The organism is Sphingobium sp. B10D7B, assembly GCF_025961955.1.
Classification (GTDB): Bacteria; Pseudomonadota; Alphaproteobacteria; order Sphingomonadales; family Sphingomonadaceae; genus Sphingobium.
Window position 1 is genome coordinate 181,848 of the sequence record NZ_JAOQOQ010000001.1, and the last position, 20,520, is coordinate 202,367.

22 protein-coding genes and 1 tRNA gene are annotated in these 20,520 nt (G+C 65.0%); 14 read left to right on the forward strand and 9 right to left on the reverse strand.

Annotated elements, in window-relative coordinates:
* The first annotated feature begins 29 nt into the window (after positions 1-29).
* From M2331_RS00835 to M2331_RS00870, 8 genes are all read left to right on the forward strand, one after another.
* Positions 30-1,172, forward strand: coding sequence for an 8-amino-7-oxononanoate synthase (locus M2331_RS00835; protein WP_181558539.1), 1,143 nt, complete (start codon positions 30-32; stop codon positions 1,170-1,172).
* Positions 1,169-1,816, forward strand: coding sequence for a dethiobiotin synthase (gene bioD / locus M2331_RS00840; RefSeq protein WP_181558540.1), 648 nt, complete (start codon positions 1,169-1,171; stop codon positions 1,814-1,816). The genes M2331_RS00835 and bioD overlap by 4 nt, the downstream gene beginning before the upstream one ends.
* Complete coding sequence (locus M2331_RS00845; protein ID WP_181558541.1) at positions 1,813-3,072, forward strand: adenosylmethionine--8-amino-7-oxononanoate transaminase; 1,260 nt, start codon at positions 1,813-1,815, stop codon at positions 3,070-3,072. Before bioD ends, M2331_RS00845 begins: the two co-directional genes overlap by 4 nt.
* Positions 3,073-3,163: 91 nt before the next feature.
* Complete coding sequence (gene infA, locus M2331_RS00850; RefSeq protein WP_181558542.1) at positions 3,164-3,415, forward strand: translation initiation factor IF-1; 252 nt, start codon at positions 3,164-3,166, stop codon at positions 3,413-3,415.
* A gap of 50 nt (positions 3,416-3,465) precedes the next feature.
* A complete protein-coding gene (locus M2331_RS00855) occupies positions 3,466-4,038 on the forward strand; it encodes a Maf family protein (RefSeq protein ID WP_181558543.1) in 573 nt (190 codons plus the stop codon).
* A complete protein-coding gene (locus M2331_RS00860) occupies positions 4,025-5,062 on the forward strand; it encodes a ribonuclease (protein ID WP_181561285.1) in 1,038 nt (345 codons plus the stop codon). Before M2331_RS00855 ends, M2331_RS00860 begins: the two co-directional genes overlap by 14 nt.
* The gene (locus tag M2331_RS00865) at positions 5,052-5,252 is read left to right on the forward strand and encodes a DNA gyrase inhibitor YacG (protein WP_181558544.1); all 201 of its coding nucleotides are present in this window, start codon (positions 5,052-5,054) and stop codon (positions 5,250-5,252) included. The genes M2331_RS00860 and M2331_RS00865 overlap by 11 nt, the downstream gene beginning before the upstream one ends.
* Before the next feature lie 158 nt (positions 5,253-5,410).
* A tRNA-Phe gene (locus M2331_RS00870) sits at positions 5,411-5,486 on the forward strand.
* A 50-nt stretch (positions 5,487-5,536) separates the two neighbouring features.
* Here M2331_RS00870 and M2331_RS00875 read toward each other — a convergent pair.
* The 4 genes from M2331_RS00875 to M2331_RS00890 form a co-directional block, all read right to left on the reverse strand.
* Entirely contained in the window at positions 5,537-6,535 is a 999-nt protein-coding gene (locus M2331_RS00875) for a hypothetical protein (protein WP_220128486.1), read from the reverse strand.
* A 66-nt stretch (positions 6,536-6,601) separates the two neighbouring features.
* Entirely contained in the window at positions 6,602-7,792 is a 1,191-nt protein-coding gene (locus M2331_RS00880) for a PepSY-associated TM helix domain-containing protein (protein ID WP_181558545.1), read from the reverse strand.
* 8 nt (positions 7,793-7,800) lie between these two features.
* A complete protein-coding gene (locus M2331_RS00885) occupies positions 7,801-9,933 on the reverse strand; it encodes a TonB-dependent siderophore receptor (protein WP_181558546.1) in 2,133 nt (710 codons plus the stop codon).
* A 125-nt stretch (positions 9,934-10,058) separates the two neighbouring features.
* Positions 10,059-11,435, reverse strand: a complete 1,377-nt coding sequence (locus M2331_RS00890) for a spinster family MFS transporter (protein ID WP_181558547.1) — start codon at positions 11,433-11,435, stop codon at positions 10,059-10,061.
* Positions 11,436-11,662: 227 nt separating this feature from the next.
* Here M2331_RS00890 and M2331_RS00895 point away from each other — a divergent pair, with 227 nt between their 5' ends.
* On the forward strand, positions 11,663-12,190 hold the full coding sequence (locus M2331_RS00895; RefSeq protein ID WP_264592239.1) for a MarR family winged helix-turn-helix transcriptional regulator: 528 nt from the start codon (positions 11,663-11,665) through the stop codon (positions 12,188-12,190).
* Here M2331_RS00895 and M2331_RS00900 read toward each other — a convergent pair.
* The 3 genes from M2331_RS00900 to M2331_RS00910 all read right to left on the reverse strand — a co-directional run bounded on the left by M2331_RS00900 (position 12,183) and on the right by M2331_RS00910 (position 16,006).
* Complete coding sequence (locus M2331_RS00900; RefSeq protein WP_181558549.1) at positions 12,183-12,668, reverse strand: DUF3237 domain-containing protein; 486 nt, start codon at positions 12,666-12,668, stop codon at positions 12,183-12,185. The genes M2331_RS00895 and M2331_RS00900 overlap by 8 nt on opposite strands.
* Before the next feature lie 64 nt (positions 12,669-12,732).
* Positions 12,733-14,406, reverse strand: a complete 1,674-nt coding sequence (locus M2331_RS00905) for an FAD-dependent oxidoreductase (protein ID WP_181558550.1) — start codon at positions 14,404-14,406, stop codon at positions 12,733-12,735.
* Between the two features lie 907 nt (positions 14,407-15,313).
* Positions 15,314-16,006 (reverse strand): tyrosine-type recombinase/integrase, encoded by a 693-nt coding sequence (locus tag M2331_RS00910; protein ID WP_264592431.1) that lies wholly within the window; start codon positions 16,004-16,006, stop codon positions 15,314-15,316.
* On the opposite strand from M2331_RS00910, the gene M2331_RS00915 reads away from it, so the two are divergent.
* Together M2331_RS00915 and M2331_RS00920 are read left to right on the forward strand one after the other, a co-directional pair.
* A complete protein-coding gene (locus tag M2331_RS00915; protein ID WP_181558552.1) occupies positions 15,893-16,321 on the forward strand; it encodes a hypothetical protein in 429 nt (142 codons plus the stop codon). The genes M2331_RS00910 and M2331_RS00915 overlap by 114 nt on opposite strands.
* A gap of 66 nt (positions 16,322-16,387) precedes the next feature.
* Positions 16,388-16,948, forward strand: a complete 561-nt coding sequence (locus tag M2331_RS00920) for a helix-turn-helix domain-containing protein (protein ID WP_181558553.1) — start codon at positions 16,388-16,390, stop codon at positions 16,946-16,948.
* A gap of 93 nt (positions 16,949-17,041) precedes the next feature.
* On the opposite strand, the gene M2331_RS00925 is transcribed toward M2331_RS00920, so the two are convergent.
* Positions 17,042-17,716, reverse strand: coding sequence for a tyrosine-type recombinase/integrase (locus M2331_RS00925; RefSeq protein ID WP_181558554.1), 675 nt, complete (start codon positions 17,714-17,716; stop codon positions 17,042-17,044).
* A 315-nt stretch (positions 17,717-18,031) separates the two neighbouring features.
* Positions 18,032-18,634 carry an ankyrin repeat domain-containing protein gene (locus M2331_RS00930; protein WP_264571918.1) on the reverse strand — a complete coding sequence of 201 codons (603 nt, stop codon included), beginning with the start codon at positions 18,632-18,634 and terminating at the stop codon, positions 18,032-18,034.
* A gap of 111 nt (positions 18,635-18,745) precedes the next feature.
* Between M2331_RS00930 and M2331_RS00935 the strand changes: the two genes are divergently transcribed.
* The 3 genes from M2331_RS00935 to M2331_RS00945 are packed head-to-tail and all read left to right on the forward strand — an operon-like array spanning position 18,746 to position 20,509.
* Positions 18,746-19,393, forward strand: coding sequence for an SCO family protein (locus M2331_RS00935; RefSeq protein WP_413716061.1), 648 nt, complete (start codon positions 18,746-18,748; stop codon positions 19,391-19,393).
* Entirely contained in the window at positions 19,390-19,815 is a 426-nt protein-coding gene (locus tag M2331_RS00940) for a YcgN family cysteine cluster protein (protein ID WP_181558556.1), read from the forward strand. Before M2331_RS00935 ends, M2331_RS00940 begins: the two co-directional genes overlap by 4 nt.
* Entirely contained in the window at positions 19,796-20,509 is a 714-nt protein-coding gene (locus M2331_RS00945) for a M48 family metallopeptidase (RefSeq protein WP_181558557.1), read from the forward strand. Before M2331_RS00940 ends, M2331_RS00945 begins: the two co-directional genes overlap by 20 nt.
* The last annotated feature ends 11 nt before the right edge of the window (positions 20,510-20,520 follow it).

The following is a 20,520-nucleotide window of genomic DNA, read 5'->3' on the forward strand; positions in this document are numbered from 1 at the left end:
CCGGAGGCGCCGACGCTATAGCGCCGGCCATGTCTTCTGCGCTTGCCTCCTTCCAGTCCCAGCTTGACGCGCTGGAGCGTCGCGCACGCCGGCGACGGCTCATGTCGCGCGCGGGCCATGATTTCGCGTCCAACGACTATCTCGGCCTCGCCCGCGATCCGGCGATTGCGGCTGCGGTGGCCGATGCGCTGGCGCGGGGTATGCCGGTCGGCTCGGGCGGGTCGCGGCTGCTGCGCGGCAATGCGCCTGAGCATGAGGCACTGGAGGCGCGGGCCGCACAGATATTCGGCAGCGAGGCGGCCTTGTTTCTGGCCAATGGCTTTGCCGCGAACATCGCCATTCTTGCCGGCCTGCCGGGTCCGGGCGATCTTGTCGTCGCGGATGCACTCATTCATGCCAGTGCCCATGACGGGATGAAGCTCGGCAAGGCGCGCTCCGTGCTGGCGCAGCATAACGATGCCGACGCCTTTGCCGACTCCATTGCCGGCTGGCGGCGCGAGGGTGGCACTGGGCGGGTGTGGATTGTCGCCGAAACGCTCTATTCCATGGACGGTGACAGGGCGCCGGTGGATGACCTTGCCGCTGTCGCCGCGCGACATGATGCGATGCTGGTGCTGGACGAGGCACACGCCACCGCCGTCTACGGGCCGGGCGGGCGGGGCCTGGGCGCGCATCTTGAGTCGGCGGAAAATGTCATTGCGCTCCACACCTGCGGCAAGGGGCTGGGCGCGGAGGGGGCGCTGGTGACGGCCGCGCGGCCGATTATCGATCTGCTGGTCAATCGCGGGCGCAGCTTCGTCTTCTCGACGGCGCCATCGCCGCTGATGGCGGTTGCGGTGCAGGCCGCGCTGGCGCGCAGTCTGGAGGGCGACGATCTGCGCGCGCGCCTGAGCGATCTGATCGACCATGCTGCGCAGCATTTATGCGCGCCGCTGGGGCTTCCCGCGCCTGCCAGCCAGGTCCTGCCGATCGTGCTGGGGGACGATGCGCGGACGATGCAGGTTGCGGCCTTGCTGCAGCAGGCCGGGTTCGATGTGCGCGGTATTCGCCCGCCCACGGTGCCGCGCGGCACCGCGCGCCTGCGCGTGTCGCTCACGCTGAATGTCGATGAGCAGATCATCGCAGAACTGGGGGAAGCGTTGCAGCAAGCGCTCGGACAGGTGCCGGCATGAGCGGCGCCCTCATCGTCTCGGGCACAGATACCGGCATCGGCAAAACGGTGGTTGCGGCCGGTCTCGCTGCGGCTCTGGGCGCTTCCTACTGGAAGCCGATCCAGGCCGGCACGGCCGATGGCACGGACAGTTCGGATGCGGTGACGCTCGGCGTTGCGCCGGGCCAGTGCCTCCCGGAGGCGTATCGGCTCGCGCTCCCGGCCTCGCCGCATCTGGCCGCCGAGCGGGAGGGGCTTGTGCTGGACCCGTCCCGTCTAACCCTCCCACCTGCGCGTCCCCTGATCGTCGAGGGCGCCGGGGGCCTGATGGTGCCCGTCCGCCGCGATCCGTCGATGCTGATGATCGACCTGTTCGCGGGCTGGGGCGCGCCGGTGTTGCTCGTCGCGAGGACGGGGCTCGGCACGATCAACCACAGCCTGCTGAGCATCGAGGCGCTGAAAGCGCGGTCCATCGCCATTGCCGGGCTGATCTTCGTCGGGGAGGTACATCCTGATAATGAGGCGATCGTGCCGGCGCTGACGGGCGTGCGCAGCTTCGGCCGTCTGCCGATGCTGGACCCGCTCGATGCGGCGCATCTGCGGCAGGCCATGCACGCGCATATCGATCTGGCTGCCGTGCGGATGGCCCTGGGTGGGCCGTCATGACCTCCCCGGTCTGGCATCCCTTTACCCAGCATGGGCTTGGCGAGCCGATCCCGCAGATCGTCTCGGCCTGCGGCGCGTGGCTGACCTGCGATGACGGCCATCGGCTGCTCGACGGCATCTCAAGCTGGTGGGTCATCACCCACGGCCATTGCGAACCGCGCATCGCGGCGGCCATCGCGGCGCAGGCGGGCACGCTCGATCAGATGATCTTCGCGGGCTACACCCATCCGCAGGCGGAGGCGCTGGCCCGGTCGTTGGTGGCGCTGACCCCGCCCGGCCTGGATCATGTATTCTTCTCGGACAGTGGGTCGACGGCTGTCGAGGTGGCGCTCAAAATGGCGCTCGGCCATTGGCACAATCGCGGCGAGGCGCGGCACCGCCTGTTGGTGCTCGAGCATAGCTATCATGGCGATACCATTGGCACGATGTCGGTGGGCGAGCGCGGCGTGTTCAATCGCGCTTATGCACCGCTGCTGTTCGACGTGGAGACGGTGCCCTTTCCCGCGCAAGGGCAGGTACAGGCCAGCCTCGATGCATTGGAGCGGCTGTGCCGGACGGGCGGGAAGCCTGCGGCGTTCATTGTCGAGCCGCTGGTGCTCGGGGCCGGCGGGATGCTGTTCTACCCGCCCGAAACACTCCGCGCCTTTGCCGAAATTTGTGCGCAGCATGACGTGCTCTTCATCGTCGACGAAGTGATGACCGGCTGGGGCCGCACCGGCACGCTCTTTGCCTGTGAACAGGCCGGCGTGTCGCCGGATATCCTCTGCCTGGCGAAGGGGCTCACCGGGGGCGCAGTCCCCTTGGCGGCGACGCTGGCCAGCGCAGCAATTTTCGAGTCGCACCGCAGCACGGACCGCGCGGCGATGTTCTTTCACTCATCGAGCTTCACGGCCAACCCGGTTTGCTGCGCGGCGGCCAATGCCAATCTGGCGATCTGGCGGGATGAAGATGTGCCGGGGCGCATCGTGGCGCTGGGTTCGGCGCTCGATGAAGGGCTGGCCACGCTTGCCGGCCATAGCTGCTTGCACAACCCCCGGCGGATCGGTGCCATCGCGGCCATCGACATGGTGGTCCCCGATGGCGGCTATCTGTCCGACGTCGCCCCCCGGTTGCGGGCGCATGCGCTGGCGCAGGGGCTCTTGCTACGGCCGCTTGGCAACACCATCTATCTCATGCCGCCTTATTGCACGACGCCCACCGAGATTGCGCAGGCTTTCTCCGTCATTGCGGACGCGGTGGACGCCAACACGCGCTGACACAGGCGCTGAAATTCACCGGACGGCTCAATCGCTTCCCAATCCGCGCTTTTGCGGCTATGGGGCGCCATTCGCGAAAAACTGGAAGATTATGGCCAAAGAAGAACTCCTCGAGATGCGCGGGCAGGTGGTTGAGCTGCTGCCCAACGCCATGTTCCGCGTCCGTCTGGAAAATGATCACGAAATCCTTGGGCACACCGCAGGCAAGATGCGCAAGAACCGCATCCGCGTGCTCGTCGGTGACGAAGTGCTGGTCGAGCTGACGCCCTATGACCTGACCAAGGGCCGGATCACCTATCGCTACATGCCCGGCCGCGGCGGCCCTGGCCCCGGCCAGCCCTGATCGGCAGCGCGGTGGCGTCTCCGCCCCGCGATAGCCGGACAGGCGACTCCATGCGCCTCATTCTCGCATCCGCCTCGCCGCGCCGACTGGACCTTCTCGCCCAGATCGGCGTGACGCCCGATGGCGTGGACCCTGCCGACATCGACGAAACGCCGGGCAAGACCGAACTGCCGGCGCCCTATGCCGCGCGCATGGCCGCGCAGAAGGGTGCGGCGGTGGCGGCACGTCATCCCGGCGCGCTGGTGCTGAGCGGCGATACGGTGGTAGCCTGCGGGCGGCGCATTCTGCCCAAGGCGGAGGATGAAGCCACGGCCCGCGCCTGCCTGACGCTCCTTTCCGGCCGGCGGCATCGCGTGCTGAGTGCGGTCACGCTGATCGATGCTGAGGGCAAGGCGCGCCACAAGCTCTCGACCAGCACCGTCACCTTCAAGCGCCTGCATCCGCAGGAGATCGACGCCTATCTCGCCAGCGGCGAGTGGGATGGCAAGGCGGGTGGCTACGCCATTCAGGGACGCGCGGCGGGACTGATTCGCGCCCTCTCCGGCAGTCCGTCCGGCGTGATCGGCCTGCCACTTTACGAAACGCGCACGCTCCTCCTTTCAGCAGGCTATTCTTGTGACTGATACACCCACGACGCTCCACTGGCTCTATGAAGAGGGCATTGGCGAGGCCCGCGCCGCGCTGGTGAGGGGCGGGCGGATCGTCGAGGCGCAGATCGAGCGGGAAGACAAGCGCGCCCGCGCCGGCGGCATTCATTCCGGGCGGCTGGTTCGCACGCTCATTGCCCGCAAGCGCGGCATCGCGCGGCTGGATAGCGGCGAGATGGTCCTGATCGAGCCGATCCCGCCCAAGGTGGCGGAAGGCGCGCCCGTGCGCGTCGAGATCCTGCGCGAGGCTATCGCCGAGCCGGGGCTGGACGAGGCGCGCGAAAAGCTGGCCAAGGGGCGCATCGCGCAGCTCGGCGTGCAGGCCGGTCCCGGGCCGAGCCTGCTCCAGCGGCTGCAGGCGAGCGGCGTGCCTATCGTGCCATGCCCGGCGCATGAGGCCGACCGGATGGAAGCGGCCGGCTGGAGCGAATTGCTGGCCGAGGCGATGAGCGGTGAGGTGGGCGCCGAGGATGCCGCATTACGCATCTTCCCGACGCCGGCGATGACACTCATCGATGTCGACGGTGCCGCGCCGCCCGCCCAGCTCGGCCCCAAGGGCGCCAAGCTTGCCGCGCAGGCGATTGCGCGCATGGGCATAGCCGGGTCGATCGGCATCGATCTGCCAACGATGAACAACAAGGACGAGCGCCTGATCGCGGCGGCGCAGATCGACAAATATCTGCCCCAGCCCTTCGAGCGCACGGCGGTCAACGGTTTTGGCTTCGTGCAGATCATCCGCAAGCGCGAGCGGCCCTCGCTCATGGAACTGCTGCGCGCGGATTCGGTGCGTGCGGGAAGCATGGCGGCACTGCGCGCGGCCGAGCGGCAGGAGACTGCCGGCGGTGGCGGCGGGCCGGTCGTGCTGACGGTGCCTGCGGCTGTCGCGAAGGATATCCGCACTCATCCGGACTGGATCAAGCTGCTGGAGCGCCGGCGCGGCGGGTCGCTGGACCTGCGCATCGACGACGCCCTGGCGCTGGGGGCGCATCATGCCCATTAAGAATGTCTGCCCCTTGTGCCGCCAGCCGAGCGTGCAGGAATTTCGCCCCTTCTGCTCGCGCGGCTGCCGCGACCGCGATCTGATCGGCTGGATGGATGAGGGCTATCGCGTCCCGGTCCGTGCCGATGATGACGAGGATGGCGAAGGCGGCAGCGTCGGACCCGCCAGTGAGGACGCTTCGCGGGGCTGACCGGCGCGCAAGGCCCGCCAAATGCGGGCGGAATGCGCATCTTCGGCTCCCGTCACTTTCTTGAACGGAAAAGGTCGAAACGGGGCTGGACATGCCCCCGCGACCATGCTTATAGCGCACGCTCTTTCGCCGGGTCTTGCACCAGAGGCGATCCCCGTGCCCGGGTAGCTCAGTTGGTAGAGCATGCGACTGAAAATCGCAGTGTCGGCGGTTCGACTCCGTCCCCGGGCACCACTTTCCTCAGCATTTGAAAGTCTGGTGACCGTCGCAAGCGGGCGCCGGCGCTATTGCAGGTTCTTCTGCCGCACGACCCAGCGCGGGTTGCGGCACAGACCGCAATCGGCGCCGACGAACATCGCGCGCGCTTGTGGATCCCCCTTGAGGCGCCAGTCCAGCCAGGCGACGGCGACCTTGCCGAATTCGCCGCCATTTTTCTCCCAATAGGTGCCCTCATGCGGGGTCTGCTTGCGATAGGCGCGCAGGGCAGGAATGTTCGGCAGATGGGCGAAGTCGTCATTGGCGTTGGGGAAGGCGACATCCATCTCATCGCCGCTGATATAGGCGACCGCACCGTGCAGCTTCGCCAGGTCGGCCTTGACCAGCGCCTTGCCGCCGGCGGTGGCATTGAGGCCGGACTCGTCAGGGAACAGGCCCATATTCCACACGACGGTGGTGGTCACGCGCCTGTCGGCGCCCGCCTCGATCGCCTGCACGCCGCCGCAGGACATGCCCATCACTGCGATGTTCGCCGTGTCGATGCGGCCCTGATAGGGGCTGCCGGCGCGGCTGTTCTCGGCGATGGCCCAGTCGATGGCGGCAATCAGCTGCCGGGCCGATGTCGGGGCGGGCGGTGCCGTCGCCGGATCGGGCGGCCCCTGGTTGGGGGCAGGCTCGGGCCGCCAGCTTTGATCCTCCAGCGCGCCGATCTTGCCGTTCGAGACCACAAGATAGCCGTGAGAGGCGATCTCGCTGAGGAACCAACGGAACCACGTGCCCTTGTCCAGACAGCCGCCAACGCCCCACACCACAATAGGGAGCTTCTGGTTCGGCAGCGTGCGTCCACGCAGGGGATCATAGATCGTGTGATCGGGCAGGCGCGCATCGGTGGACGGGATCACCGGAAATGGGCCGGAGCCCAGCGGCGTCTCGTTCGACACTGCCTTTGGCAGGCCACTGGTCGCGCAGGCGCTGAGGCCAGCGACGCCCGCCAAAGCCATCATGCCCGAGAGGATGATTTTCCGAACAGCCTTCACCCGCAACGCCCTTGTTCTCACGATCGTCATAGGGCGCACAGTGCCGCGCGGGGCGGGCATTGGCTACATAAAATTGTTAGGCAATGCAGGTCGTCTTCAGCTTGCGCCGCCGATTGCTCCGGGCGTCAGCACTAGCGCCAGCAGGATGAGCGCGGTGGCTATATAGGCCCAGACGCCCATGCCGGCCCAGGCCGCGCGCAGGGCCCCGCCCTCCATGCCGTCGGCCTTCTGCAGCCGGCGGGCGTAGATCATTGTCCCGGTGACCGAGAGGCCGGTCATCAGCACGCCGAACAGGAACCAGACGATCTTGGTCGGCAGGCCGCCGAGGTCGCCGAAGTGGAGCGGGTCAGCCATTTCCGAGATACGCTGATGGGCGTTGAGGTCGCGCCCATCCAGCAGGGCGGTCACGCGGCCGGTGGAGGGATCGACGGCGACGCCATTGGCGCGGTTCCGCACCAGCCAGGCCTGATCCTGCCCGAGCAAGATGACGCCATTGTCCGGGGTGAAGCGGATTTCCCTGATCGAGAGAGTCGGCTTTGCCGCATGGGCGACCGCGACCAGCCGATCCAGCGCGGCGCCGGTCGGCGGCGGCGCAGTGGCGGCGGCGATCTCGGGCAGCTCCGGCACCGGCGCCCGACCGCCGAGCGTTTCGACCAGATACCAGAGCCCGGTCAACGTGATGAGCGCGACGAACCACAGGCACCACAGGCCGGCAAGGCGGTGCAGGTCGCCATGGAAGCGTCGTGAGTCCCCGCGTCTTGGCGCGCGGAAGAAGCCGCGCCACCATTTCTTGTACGTCACGATACCCGTGACGAGCGATGCCAGTAGCAGCAGCGAGAGCGCGCTGACGATGGGAATGCCGATCTTGGTCGGCAGCATGAGGTGGCGATGCACCTGCCGTAGGAAGCGGTGGACATTGGCCCAGCCATGGGTGCCGGTCACCTGCGCTTCCCAGGGATCGACATAGACGCGGCGGGGCGAACCCTTGCCCATGTCCACCCACGCCTCCGCGGCGAACCAGGGATCGAGTGGGGCGTGGACCATCTGCAGCCGCCCCTGCGGGTCCGCGCGGGCGGCCGCCTGCGCAATCGCGCCCCAGCTTGCTATGGGCCCATCCTGCTGGGTGACGCGCATGGCTGGAGTCACCAGCCAGTCGATCTCATGCGCGACCACCGCCAGCGTGCCGGTCGCGAGAATGAAGGTCAGGAAAATCGATAGCTTCAACCCCGCCCAGCTATGGACACGCCACCAGATCGAGCGGGGTTTGGGTTGCCGGGCGGGTTTCATCGAGGGACTTAGAACTTGAACCGCAACTCGGCGAGGAAGGTGCGCGGCTCACCGGGGAAGTGCCCGCTCTGCGCGCTGAAGCCCGAGGCGGCGTAGACCGTGTCGAAGATGTTATCCACCCGGAGCAGCACCTCGGCAAAGCCCAGCCCCTTGGTGATCGAGGCGTCGAAGATCGTGTAGGGCTTCACCGTCTGCCCGGATAGGCTGATGCGGCGCGAGACATGCTCGCCGCCGAAGGCGAAAGCGGTGTCGATGACGGGCAGCTGATAGCGCGTCCAGAAACCGACCTTGTGGCGCGGGGCATTGGCGAACCGGTCACCGACGGCATTGGTAATGGCTTGGCCGGGGGCCGTGTCGGTGATGCGGGCGTCGTTATAGCCATAGTTGACGAGCAACACCCAGTTGGGCGTGATGTCTGTGGCGAGGTCGATCTCGAACCCCTTGCTGGTCACTTCGCCGATGGGCGCCAACTGATCGACACCGTTGACTGGCGCGCGGGTGGTATCGACCTGCAGGATGTTCCGCCGCACGATCCGATACACAGCGGCATTCGCCTGAATGCGCCCGTCGAGCAGCTCGGTCTTGATACCGCCTTCGATTTGATTGCCAGTCACCGGCGCGAAGGGGCCGCCCGCATTGGCGTCCTGACTGGCGGCGCTCTGCGGCTCGAAGCTCTGCGACCAGCTTACATAGGTCGAAACGTCCGGTCGGGGTTTGAAAATCAGACCGGTGCGGAAGCTGACATCATTATCGGTGTAGGATGATCGACTGCTGACGGTGCCGCCGGTGCTGGTCGTCACCTTGTCCTGGAACCAGTCGTAGCGCATCCCGCCGACCAGCAGCAGCGCATCGGTGAGGCTGATCTGGTCCTGCAGATAGGCGCCGCGCCGTTTCGAGCGCGTGTCGCTTGTGTCGAAATCAAGCAGTGCGGCGCGGGCGGCGTCCCCCTTGCCTGCACCGTAGACCGGGTTGGAGAGGCTGAGCGAGCTGACCCCGGTACGCAGGATGCGCGAATCGAGAATATTCGTCTCGTCATACCAGTCCGCTCCAGCCTGGAACTTGTGCTCCACACCGAACAGCTCCACGCGCGCGGTGGCGTTGGTCATGAAGGACAGGCCGTCGACCGGGCGGATCTGGTCGCGGAACTCACGGCGGACAAGATCGGAATTGTTGGGATCCAGCCCACGCGGCTCATGATATTGCTGGACCTCGCGCGCGGTGAAGTAACGCACGGCGGCATCGAAGGTCACGCGCTCGCCGATCGCGGTTTGATAGCGCGCCTGATAGGCTTCGCTCGTCAGGTGCAGGAAGTCGGTCGGCTCATTGGCGTTCCAGCGAATGTCGGTGAGGAAATTGCCGGCATCATCGACGAGCACGCCGCGTAGGCGATTGGCGCGCAGCTCATTGTCATAGATGGTCGCCTGCAGCGTTAGCTTGCCGCCTTCATTGGTCTTGATGGCGATGCCGGCATCGGCGATGCGCGCCTTGTTCTGAGTGTTGAGCCGGTAAGGGTCCATGGACTCATAGAAGCCACCCACGCGATAGGTGACGATGCCCTCGGCATCGATCGGCCCGGTTGCCTCGGCGGAGATGCCGACGCGGTCGTAATTGCCGCCGGTCACGACCATACGCAGCCCGCGCTTGTCGGACGGTGTCTTGGAGACATAGTTGATGATGCCGCCCGGGGAGCCCGGGCCGAAGAACAGGCCGGATGGCCCCTTGAGCACTTCCACCCGCTCGATGTTGAACAATTGCGGCACGGAAAAGCCGATGAACGGGTTGCCGCGCTGCCCATCGTAGAAGGACTGGTCCTGACGGAAGCCGCGGAAGGTGACGCCGGCATAGCTGAAGGCGCTCACGCCGGAGATGTTGCGATAGATGTCGGTCGCATCGCGCGCGCCCTGATCGGCAAACAGCTCGGACTTGATGACCTGCACGGCCTGCGGGATATTCATGGGGTCTTCGGCGGCCTTGCCGACTGTCGTCTCATCCGCCCGGTACAGGCGCTGGACGCGGCCCGTCACGATGATCGTGTCTTCCCCATCCGCGCCAGCCTCCGCCGGGGCGCCTTCCATCTGGGCCATGGCAGGGGCAGCGGACAGCGCCACGGACGCGAGCAGAACGGATCGGAGAAAAGACAAGAAAGCCCCCTGAATGAATCGATAATGCGAGTAAGTCGCAACTATGTCGATTGTTCGGGCGATGCAATCCCTTGCCGGAAGAAAAGGAGAATTGCGCTCGGTTCAGGATTTAGGGCTACGTCCGATTAGGCCGATAGGCTGGCGTCCCGCTTGAGCGCGCAGGCCGCGCGCCAATAATGGAAGGCAGCCAGCGCATAGAGCGCGATGCTGGCCAGCAGGGCGTGGCGCACACCCCAGGCCGAGGCTGTCGCGCAGGCGCCGGTGAGGCGGGCATCCGTGCAGACGCTCTTGAAGCCGGGCATTGCGAGACCGGCGAAGATGTCGCTCGCCAGGCCGATGATCGGCGGGCCGAGGCCAACGCCGACCAGCGTGGCGATGAAGAAGTAGATGAAGGCCGCCGTCGTCCGCGCGTTGGGCGCGACGAGGTTCTGCAGGGCGACCAAGGTCGGCACCGAATAGAAGAACAGGAAGACGCCGGCCACGGTCAGGCAGACGAGCGCCGGCAGCGGGCTGCCCAGCGAATAGCCGATCAGATAGAGCGGCACGCTGGTAGCGATGCCGCAAAAGGGCAGCAGCGCATACCAATGCTGTCCGCGCCGGGCGATGAAGTCGATCCCGACGCCGCCCAGCACCATGCCGGCCGTGGCCGCCGTGGACGAGATGATCGCCACATAGACGCCGGCCTGCGTGATCGAGAGATCATGGACGCGCATGAAGAACGGCGCCGTGAAAGCGCCGCCAGCGTAGAGCGCCATGCTGGAGAGGGCGAGGCCGATGAGCAGATTGCGGAACACCGCCTTGCGCGCCATCATGCTCATGACCTCCCGCATGGGCGGGGGTGGCGTCGCGGCCTTGCTGGTCGGCGGGGCGCCGTTGCTCAGGCCATCGCTGAGGCCTCTGGGCGGATCGCGCAGCAACAGGCGGAACAGCAGCGCGACGACGAGGCCGGGACCACATACCGCGATCATCGCGGTCCGCCAGCCATGGTCCTTGGCGATCCACACCGCCGCCAGCGCACCGATGAACGAGCCGAGCGGGGAGCCCAGCCGCATCATGGTGATTGCAAAGCCGCGCTGATGCGGTGGGAAATGATCGCCGATGAGCGACGTGCTGGGTGCCTGCACGCCTGCCTCGCCGATGCCGACGCCGATCCGGCACAGGAAGAGCTGCCAGAAATTCGCGGATAGCCCGCACAGCGCGCTCATCAGCGAGAACAGCCCCACCGAGACGGAAATGATCGTGATCCGGTCGCGTCGTTCCGCAAGGCGCGCGATCGGCAAGCCCAGCGTGGAATAGAGGATGGCAAAACCGAGCCCGCCCAGCAGCCCGAGCTGGAAATCGGTGAGGCCAAGATCCTCCTTGATCGGCTGGCCCAGCGTCTGCACGATCACCCGGTCGATATAGGCGAAGGCGGCGACCAGCATGATCAGCGCCAGCAGCATGGCGCGATAGCCAGGGCCATAATGTCGCTGCTGTGGAGGTGTCGAGGCGTCGTCGGTCATGGGGCCTGCGCAATAGGGGGTGGAACGAAGGGCGCTTGCCGGCGCGCAGACGGTATAGACCGGCCAGTCGGCGACGCAAGACTGTTGATGACTCAATGAATTGCTTTTGGCGCGCAATTGTTGCAGTGGTAGAGTTTCGCGACGTGGCTTGGGGGGCGCCCGCAGCTTGACCGCTGGGGCGTGGGCCGGGCAAGGGGGCAGCGATTTGAATGATGAGCGATGAGAAAGTGCAGTCCAAGGTGAGCGGTCGTAAAGCAGGCGCGGCGGACGAGGTCCAGCTCCCCGGGTGGAACCTTGATGAGCTGAACTATCCGACGTTCCGGATGACGCTGATCGCCAAGATCATGGATCGGCTGACCATTCGCAATCTCGCGGAGATGGAGGACATCACCTATGCGGAATGGCGGGTGATGGCGCGGCTCGCCACGATGCACAAGGGTGGAACGGTGCGGCAGGTGGCCGAGATGGCCTGGGTCGACCGGGCTGAAGTCAGCCGCGCCGTCAGCACCCTCGAAGAGAAGGGCTATACGCTGCGCATGGAGAACCCCCATGATCGGCGGGCGCCCATTCTCAAGATGACTCCCGTGGGGCTGGAGCGATACCGCGCGGCGCTGGCCGAACGGAAAGCCTTCCACGAACTGCTGACCGCGAAACTCTCCGACAAGGAGTGCGAGACGCTCAACCAGCTGCTCGCCAAGATCGGCGAGCAGCTGGTCGTGCTTTCGCAACCGGTGGCGACCGACGCGGTTAAATGATCGCGTAATAGCGGAACAGCGAATGGTCCGGCGCGTCGTCGGGCGTCAGTTTCGGGCGACGCTGCCCGACGCCGACGATCACGGTGCGGTTGAGCCAGCCATGCGGCCCGTCCGGCGCGCGGAAATAGGGCGTGCAGCGGAAATAGGACGATGTCTTGGTGCCGTCCGGCAAGTCCAGCGGACCGTGCACATAGCCAAGGTTGCGGATATAGATCAGCGCGCCGTCATCCGCCTCGATCATATAATGGGCATTGAGCTCCACCACCTTGTCGGTGCGGACCACCGGCCAGTCTGCGCCGCTATAATCGACCAGCTTGCCATTGAGGCGCGGCCCCTCGACGGTGCTGCCTTCGCCTACGGACGTGTAGCCGTGATTGGGGCCGCCCGCATGGATGGCGCCAGTCGCCCAGCGCTTGTCGAAATTGATGCGGATGTCGAAGACATGATCGTAGCGAAGGGCGAGGGGATCGTCAGTCATGGATGTCCTTGCGGCTTGTGTTGATAGATCAACTTATAGAGCAGGCGGACGACAGTGCGACCCCTTAAGGTCGCACTTCAGCTGCCATTCGTGCGCCGCGCAGCAGATCCACGAGCGCCGCTGCATCATCGATGGCATCGCCGCGCCAAGCGACATGGCCGTCCGGCCGGGCCAGCAGCAGGCGGTGCTGGTAAACCTCCGGCACATTATCGAGCGCGCGATCCACGGTGAGGACCGTGAGCGGCATCCCGCAAGCCCGCGCCGCTGCAACCAGCGGCTCGACGTCCGGCGGGGCCTCACCCTCGTCTTCCATGCAGATCAGCGTATAGCCCGGCCCGCAGAGGTCGTAGAGCGAGCGCCCGTCCGCGAGGAAGAAATGCGGCACGCGGCACCCCGGTGCGGTCGACGGCGTATAATCGTGCATGGTGTAGGCTGGCGCGTCCTCGCCATCATAAGCGATGATCGGCGAAGCATCGTAGAAATAGCCGTAGTTCAGCCCGGCGCAGGCATATTGCTGGACATTGAGCGCATAGGCAGCCGCGCCCACGGCCCGGCGCGCTGCGTCGCCTTCGGGCGTGTCGTCCTCGATCTCCGGCGGCAAGGTGTTGCGCTCCTTGATGGCGCCGCTGGCATGACCCATCGCAAAGCGCGAAACCTGTTCGGTGATGGGCTTGCGCTCGGCGACATAGGCGTCGAGGATTCCCTCGGGCGCCCAGCCCTGCAAGGTGGCGGCGAGCATCCAGGAGAGGTCCATGGCATCGGCAATGCCAGCGTTCATGCCATAGCCGGCATAAGGCACCCACAAATGCGCGGCATCGCCGGCGATGAAGACACGGCCTTGGCGGAAGCGGTTGGCGACCAGTCGCCGGCCGATCCAGTCCTCGTTGGAGAGTTGCGTGAAAGGGAAGTCCGGCCCGACGCCCAGGATGCGCCGAATGCACCGATCCCGGTCGACCTCCTCGAACGTCTCCTCATCGGGCCGCAGATAATTGTGGACGAGCCACCGCCGCTCGCCATCAATGGCGAGCACGGTCCCGGCGCGATCGGGATTGTAATTATAGTTCATCCACGCCGGACCACTGCCGAGGGCATCGAGAAGATCGGGCGCGTCGATCAGGGTGGATTGCACGCGCTGGACGACGGCATCGCCCTCTAGCTTTCCGCCGATCTGCTTGCGCACGGCGGAACTGCCGCCGTCGCAGCCGACCATGTAGCGGCAGCGGATTTCTCGGGACGCACCGCTCGGGAGGTCGGTCAGCAGCGCGCGCACGCTTCCCCCCTCGTCCTGCACGCTGTCGAACCGGGTCTCGTTGAGCAGCGTGATGTTCGGGTGCTGCGCAGCATGGGCAAAGAAGATCGGTTCGAAGAAGATCTGATTGACCCGATGCGGCGGTTCGGGGGTGGGCCACCAGCCATCCGGGCCGCTGCTGTCCTGATAGCGGTTGCGCCGCGACGGGATGGGGATGCGCGCGAGTTCGGTGCCGGTCATCCGCGTGCGGAACACGATGTCATTGGGGTAACCGTGCGGCAGGCCGACCGCGCGCACCTCCCGCGACAGGCCGAGGCGGCGCAGCGTCTCCATCGTGCGCGAGGACACATGGTTGCACTTCACGCTGGGTGGTTGACCGGCGGGGCGCATCTCCGCAACGACAACTCGGATTCCCCGTGACGCCAGGTCCAGCGCGAGCAGCAGCCCCACGGGCCCAGCGCCGATAATTAGAACTTCGGTGTCAGTCATCCGCTCCTCGTTGAGTAATCAACGAAACCGATAGCAGATGCGGAAGCGGGATCAATTTCTTTTTGTCCGTCTCTGCAGAGCGTTGAAGCGGGTTAGCCCCAAAGGGCTAGCGGAGACGGGACCCGACGCCCGCAGGGCCGTTCAGGGCCATCGAGCTTGGGGAAGATCAGTCCGGCGCCAGCGGTTCAAGGCATTCGCCCCTTCCGCGTCGTCATCTTCGTAACAGCGCCCAGGGGCCTCTGTCCACTTTCGGGAGCGGTCACGTCTCGCTGGGAGAATGACCAGCGAGAAGAGCTTGGAGTTAGTTGCACTCTCACATAAGCAGGATATGCGACAAACCGGCCGTTGTCGTAAGGGAAAATTGGAAGGAAAGGAAATTGATGGTTGAGAAGGCAAACGTTTAAAACGGGCAACAATAGTAGTTAATACGCAATATTTAACCTATAATTAATTCTATTTAATTTTACTCAAAAATTTACGATTTGCTAGGAGTCTCGTGTATACGACATGCTTGCTAAATACGGCGATCGACATGCGGGACAGGCAGGGTTCATTTGAGCCGTGTCAGGCCCCAAATCTGTCGGTCGTTAAGGGTTTCTTGCAGCGCAGCATTGCTGGGTCGCACCGTGCCGGTCTCAAGTCGGGTGATGACAACATAAAGCGGGTAAGGCATTGAAAATGAATGGATTCATACGTTACAAAATACTGAATACTGTATCTTCTGGCAACAGCTTCAACGATATCCATTAAATTATTTAATTGTCGATCTGCTTTTAGCCTCGATCAGACCCGAGCCAACAGCCATCCGCGCTGTCTTACAATGTGAAAAATATAGAATATTTCTCGTTCTTGCCTTGAGCAGCAAGGAGAAGGCCAAGAGCGCAAACGCCCTTAACCTTCTTCGCATTTACGACTGCAATGCATTTCCGAGCGTGCCCGTCACCCCCTTCAGGCCGATCTGGCGCCGACTCTGCTGGCCTGGCCTGCTTCCCCACATGCGGCTCGCAATCTCCAGTTCCTCCCGCCCAACGGCGCCTGTGTAGATGGCGGTGGTGCTGATGTCTGTGTGCCCCATCCACTTCTGCACCATGTTCAATGGCACGCCTGAGTGGATCGCCGATACGCCAAATCCGTGTCGAAAACCCTTGGCCGTCGCCTGCATTCCCTTGATGCCGACCGCCTGCATGACCGCGTTGACCTTTCGCCATGCTGTCATTCTCGACCACGTCCATAGCAGACTGTCGTCCGCGTCATTGCCTCGGCCATGCACCTTGTGGATCAGCTTCACCAGATCCAGCGGGGCCGGAACGGCGCGGTAAATGCCCCTTTTCCGTTTCTTGAGGCTTTCGATGATGATGCATTGCGAGCGCAGATCGATGCTCCTGAGTCTAAGCGCCAGGGCCTCGGAGATCCGGCATCCCGTCACGGCGAGCACCATACAGAAGGTGTAGGTCTCGGGCGCTTCGCGTGCGGCGTAGGCGAGTTCGTGGACGCGGGCGTTGCCGCTGACCGGCTGGAGTTTCGCGGTCCATCGAGCCTCGATGAGATGATGGCCGAATATGCCGACATCGACATCGCGCTGGACTGCTTCCCGTATAATGGCGGCACGACGAGCTGTCAGGCGCTGTGGATGGGCACGCCCGTCATCACGCTGGCGGGCGAGAGCTTCGTGCAGCGCATGGGCGCGGGGCTGATGAGCGCCATCGGCCGGCCCGAATGGGTGGCGCAGGACGAGGATGCGTTCGTGGAGATCGCCGTCGCCCTGGCCTCGGATCGCGCCGCGCTGCTGGAGGAAAAGCGCAGCCTGCGCACGCGCTTTGCCGCATCGCCGGCCGGCGACATCGATCGATACACGCGCGAGTTGGAAGACGCTTATCGCCGCATGTGGACCGACTTCGCGGCCGGGGGGGCATGACCCGCGAAGAGTTGAAACCGGGGAGACGAATGGAGCGGCCTCGCGCTTCATGCTGGGGGCAGGGTTATGACCATATTCGATAGTGACTTCGAGAGCGTAGGGGCCGCCGTACCGCGATCGGCCGCCGGAATCGCGCTGATGGTGCGGCGGCTGGGGACGATGGAATCGGCCTATGCGCGGCTGATCTGGTCGCGCGCGCTGGCGGAAGCCATCGAGAAGATGGAGCATGCCTCTGCGGCCGACCTGATCGACAGCCGGACGGGAGAAGGCGATGCCCGCCGTTCCGCGCGTCAGGGCGACACGCAAATCCTGCGTATGCTGCAGGCCCATATGAACCTGCGCAGCCCCAGCGCCGTGCGCCTGCTCCTGTGGCTGATGGCTAATCCGGACGTGTTCCACGCGCCGCACGAACTGCGGGCGAGCCTGGGATTTGCGGAAAGCTCGATCAAGGTGTTCGTGTCCGAGCTGCGCAAGGCGTTTCGCAACAAGAATATGCCGGACCCGATCGTCTCCTTCTATCGGCGCGGCTATTGCGTGCCGGCCGATTGTGCGGCGCTGATCAAGGATGTCATCTCCCGCCTCGCCCTTGAGGAGACGAGCCTGGGGCGGATCAAGAGTCCGTCCTGAGGGGAGATGCATCGCGCGGAAGGTGCATGACGGGGTGGTTGCCGCACCACCTCCAACCCCTCCTCTGACGAGGAGGGGCTAAGATTGTGGTGATCAGAAGAAATAATGCTCGGTTGCGGCAGGGCTGGCATTGCGCCGGGCTGCTACCGATCCGGCACTGCGGTGGTTGGCGGATGGGACGCGGCGCTGCGCGAGGTCGCCGGCGCGGATGCGGCTCCAGATTCGCTCGACGATCTCACGCTCCTCGGGGCCGACCGCTACCGCATAGATGCTCGTGGTTTCGATATTGGCGTGGCCGAGCCATGACTGCACGAGATTGAGCGGCGCGCCAGCTCCGAGCGCGGCGACGGCAAAGCCATGTCGCAGGCCGCGCGGGCAGGCTTGCGGGCCTCTGATATGCGTCCGGTCCATATGCTCGTGGACGTGGCGCCAGGCGGTGGTGCGGGACCAGCGCCAGAGGGGGGCGGCGCGATCATTGCCGGCAATATCGGTGAGCAGGCGCACCAGCCCCGACGAGATCGGCACGCGGCGGAAAATGCCTCTCTTCCGCTTCTTGAGGCTTTCGAAGATGACGACACAGGCGGCGGGGTCGATCCGCCCAAGGGTCAGGCAGAGCGCCTCCGAAATGCGGCATCCGGTTTCGGCGAGCAAGCGGCAGAAGGCATGGACGGAAGGCGGGGCAGTCTTTGCACTATCGAGGAAGCAGCTCATTTCGGATCGGTTCAAATATTTTCTGCAGCCATATTCGTCGAATACAGACCAGTTCATCGATTTTGTCCCCGTTGATGATCATTCTAATCTTGAACAGTCCCGTCATGATTTGGAGTGTGACGGATGCTGCTCAAATTATCGTTTCATTAACCATCAATTATCAAATCTGGACTTGGGCGGAAGGTCCCGCCGATCCGAAATGGATGCAATAGCACTTGATCTGCGGACGGGATGCGCGCGGCCGCGTCGCGCGGCCAAAGCCGTGCGGTGAAGCATCCGATATGGCGTAATATCCCCACCGCCTGTCGATCCGGTCCCGCTTGCGATGCGGGCCGGGCCAGGCAGCTTGTCCTGTGAGCGTCAGGCGGTGGCCTAGAGGCGCGGGCCTTGCACGGCGCCGCTGACCTTGGGCTTTTCCGCGCTGTTGAGCAGATCGATCAGGCCGCTCATCGGCGCGCCGGCCTTTGCGTAATCGAGCGCCGACATGCCGGCTAGGCGATCGCGGCGCAGCGGGTCCGCACCGTTGGTGACGAGCAGCCGCACCATCTCCATGTCGCGCATCTGCACCGCGCGGATCAGCGGGGTTTCGCCGCTGCTGTTGGTTTGGTTGGGATCGGCCTTGTGGGCGAGCAGCAGCTGCGCGCCTTCCACGAAGCGGCGTTCCACGGCGAGCATCAGGGGCGTGCGGCCGTTATTGTCGGTCAGGTCCGCGCGCGCGCCCTTGGAGAGCAGATAATTGGTCATCATTACGCTGCGCTGGCCGACCACGATCAGCAATGCGGTCTCGCCGCTGGTGCGATCCTTGGTGTTGATCGGGGTGACGCCGGGGGTTTCGAGCACTTCGGCAATCTTGGCGGTATCGCCTTTGCGCACCGCCTCGAGGAAGCGGTAGCTGTCGGAGAATTGCGCCATGGCGGGCTGTGCCGTCACCGCGCCGATCAGCGGCGCCAGCGCGAGCGCCAGTGGGCTGCCCATGCGGACCAACATTCCCCTGCGCCGTTCGATCTTCACCCTGTGCCCCCTTCGCCTTGCGTTCGTTTCAAGCAGTTGCCTTGGCTCCAATAGCAGGGCATGGCTGGCCCTGTCATGAATAAAGCCTGCAAAAAAATCCTCGCGCTTTCCATCGGCTTGGCGCTGGCCGCCTGCCAGGGCCAGAGCGGCGGCAACCAGGCCGGCGGCAATGAGTCGCTTCCTGCCGAGGGCAACCTCGTCGGCGCCCGGATCGGTGGCGATTTCACGCTGACCGACCAGAATGGCAAGAGCGTGCGCTGGGCGGATTTCCAGGGTAAATATCGCCTCGTCTATTTCGGCTACACCTTCTGCCCGGACGTGTGCCCGCTCGACCTCAACCGAATCATGCTCGGCTACCGGATGCTGGAGAAGGACCATCCCGAGGTTGCGGCCAAGATCCAGCCGATCTTCATCACCGTCGATCCCGAGCGTGACACCGTCGATGTGGTGAAAGGCTATGTCGCGCATTTCCATCCCCGGCTCATCGGCCTCACGGGCACGCCCGAGCAGATCGAGAAGGTGAAGACGGACTTCGTGGTAGTCGCCAGCAAGGAGGGCGATCAGGCCGCCAAGCAGGATTATCTTGTCAACCACACCCGCACGCCGTTCCTGTTCGGGCCGGATGGCAAGCCCATCGCGCTTGTGCCGGTCGAGGAACTGGCTTCCGCGGATGAGACGGTGGCCAAGGGCGTGCACGATTTCCTCGTCCACTATGTCCGATGAGCTTCTGGGAACAGCCTCTCGAAACGCTTGATCGCGCGCAGTGGGAGGCGCTGTGCGATGGTTGCGGCAAATGCTGCCTGCACAAAGTGGAGGATGCCGACACCGGGCGGATCTACCCGACCAACGTCGCCTGCCGGCTGCTGGATCGGAACACCGCCCAGTGCAGCAATTACCGCCAGCGCCGCGCGTTCGTGCCCGATTGCCTGCGGCTGAGCCGGGCAAATCTGCAGGAGATCGAATGGCTCCCACAGACCTGCGCCTATCGCCTGCGCGCCCATGACGAGCCCTTGCCCGAATGGCATTATCTGATCTGCGGGGATCGCGAGGCGGTGCATCGCGCCGGCCAGAGCATTCGCGGCTGGACGATCTCCGAGACGATCGCGGGCGATCTGGAAAATCACATTGTCGACCGCGCGCTCTGAGCACAGGCTCACGCTGGCGGACGGGGCGGCGCTCTCCGTCGTCGTAATGCGCCACGGGCGAGCGCGGCGGATGAAGCTGCGGTTCGATGAGCTGGGCGATCGTGCCCTGCTGACCATTCCCCCGCGTGCCTCCCTGCCGCGCGCCTTGGACTGGGTCCGGGCACAAGGGGAGTGGATCGAGGGGCAGCGGGGCCGCAATGGCGGGCTTGTCACGCTGGCCGATGGCGCGCTCGTGCCCTTTGAAGGCACGCCGCTGCGCATCGTTGCGACCGGCGCGCGTACCCGGCAGGTGCGGGCAGAGCAAGGCGAGCTACTGGTGGGCGGACCGGTCGATCTGGCGGGTGCACGGGCGCTGCGCTGGCTCAAAACGCAGGCGCGCACGGCACTGACGACCGAAACGCAGGCCCTCGCGACCCGGCACGGCCTGCCGCTGCGTCAGGTGGCGATTGGCGATCCCCGCGCGCGCTGGGGCAGTTGCTCGGTGGATGGCAACATCCGCTACAGCTGGCGGCTCATTCTGGCGCCCGCGCATGTGCGGCTGGCCACCGTGGCGCACGAGGTCGCGCATCTGGAGCATATGCACCACGGCCCCGAATTCCATGCGCTGGTGCGCGCGATTTCGCCGGTCTGTCCGGATGCGGCTCGCGCCTGGCTGCGCGCCGAGGGACGGGGCTTGCATCGCTATACCGCCTGAGCGGCCGCGTT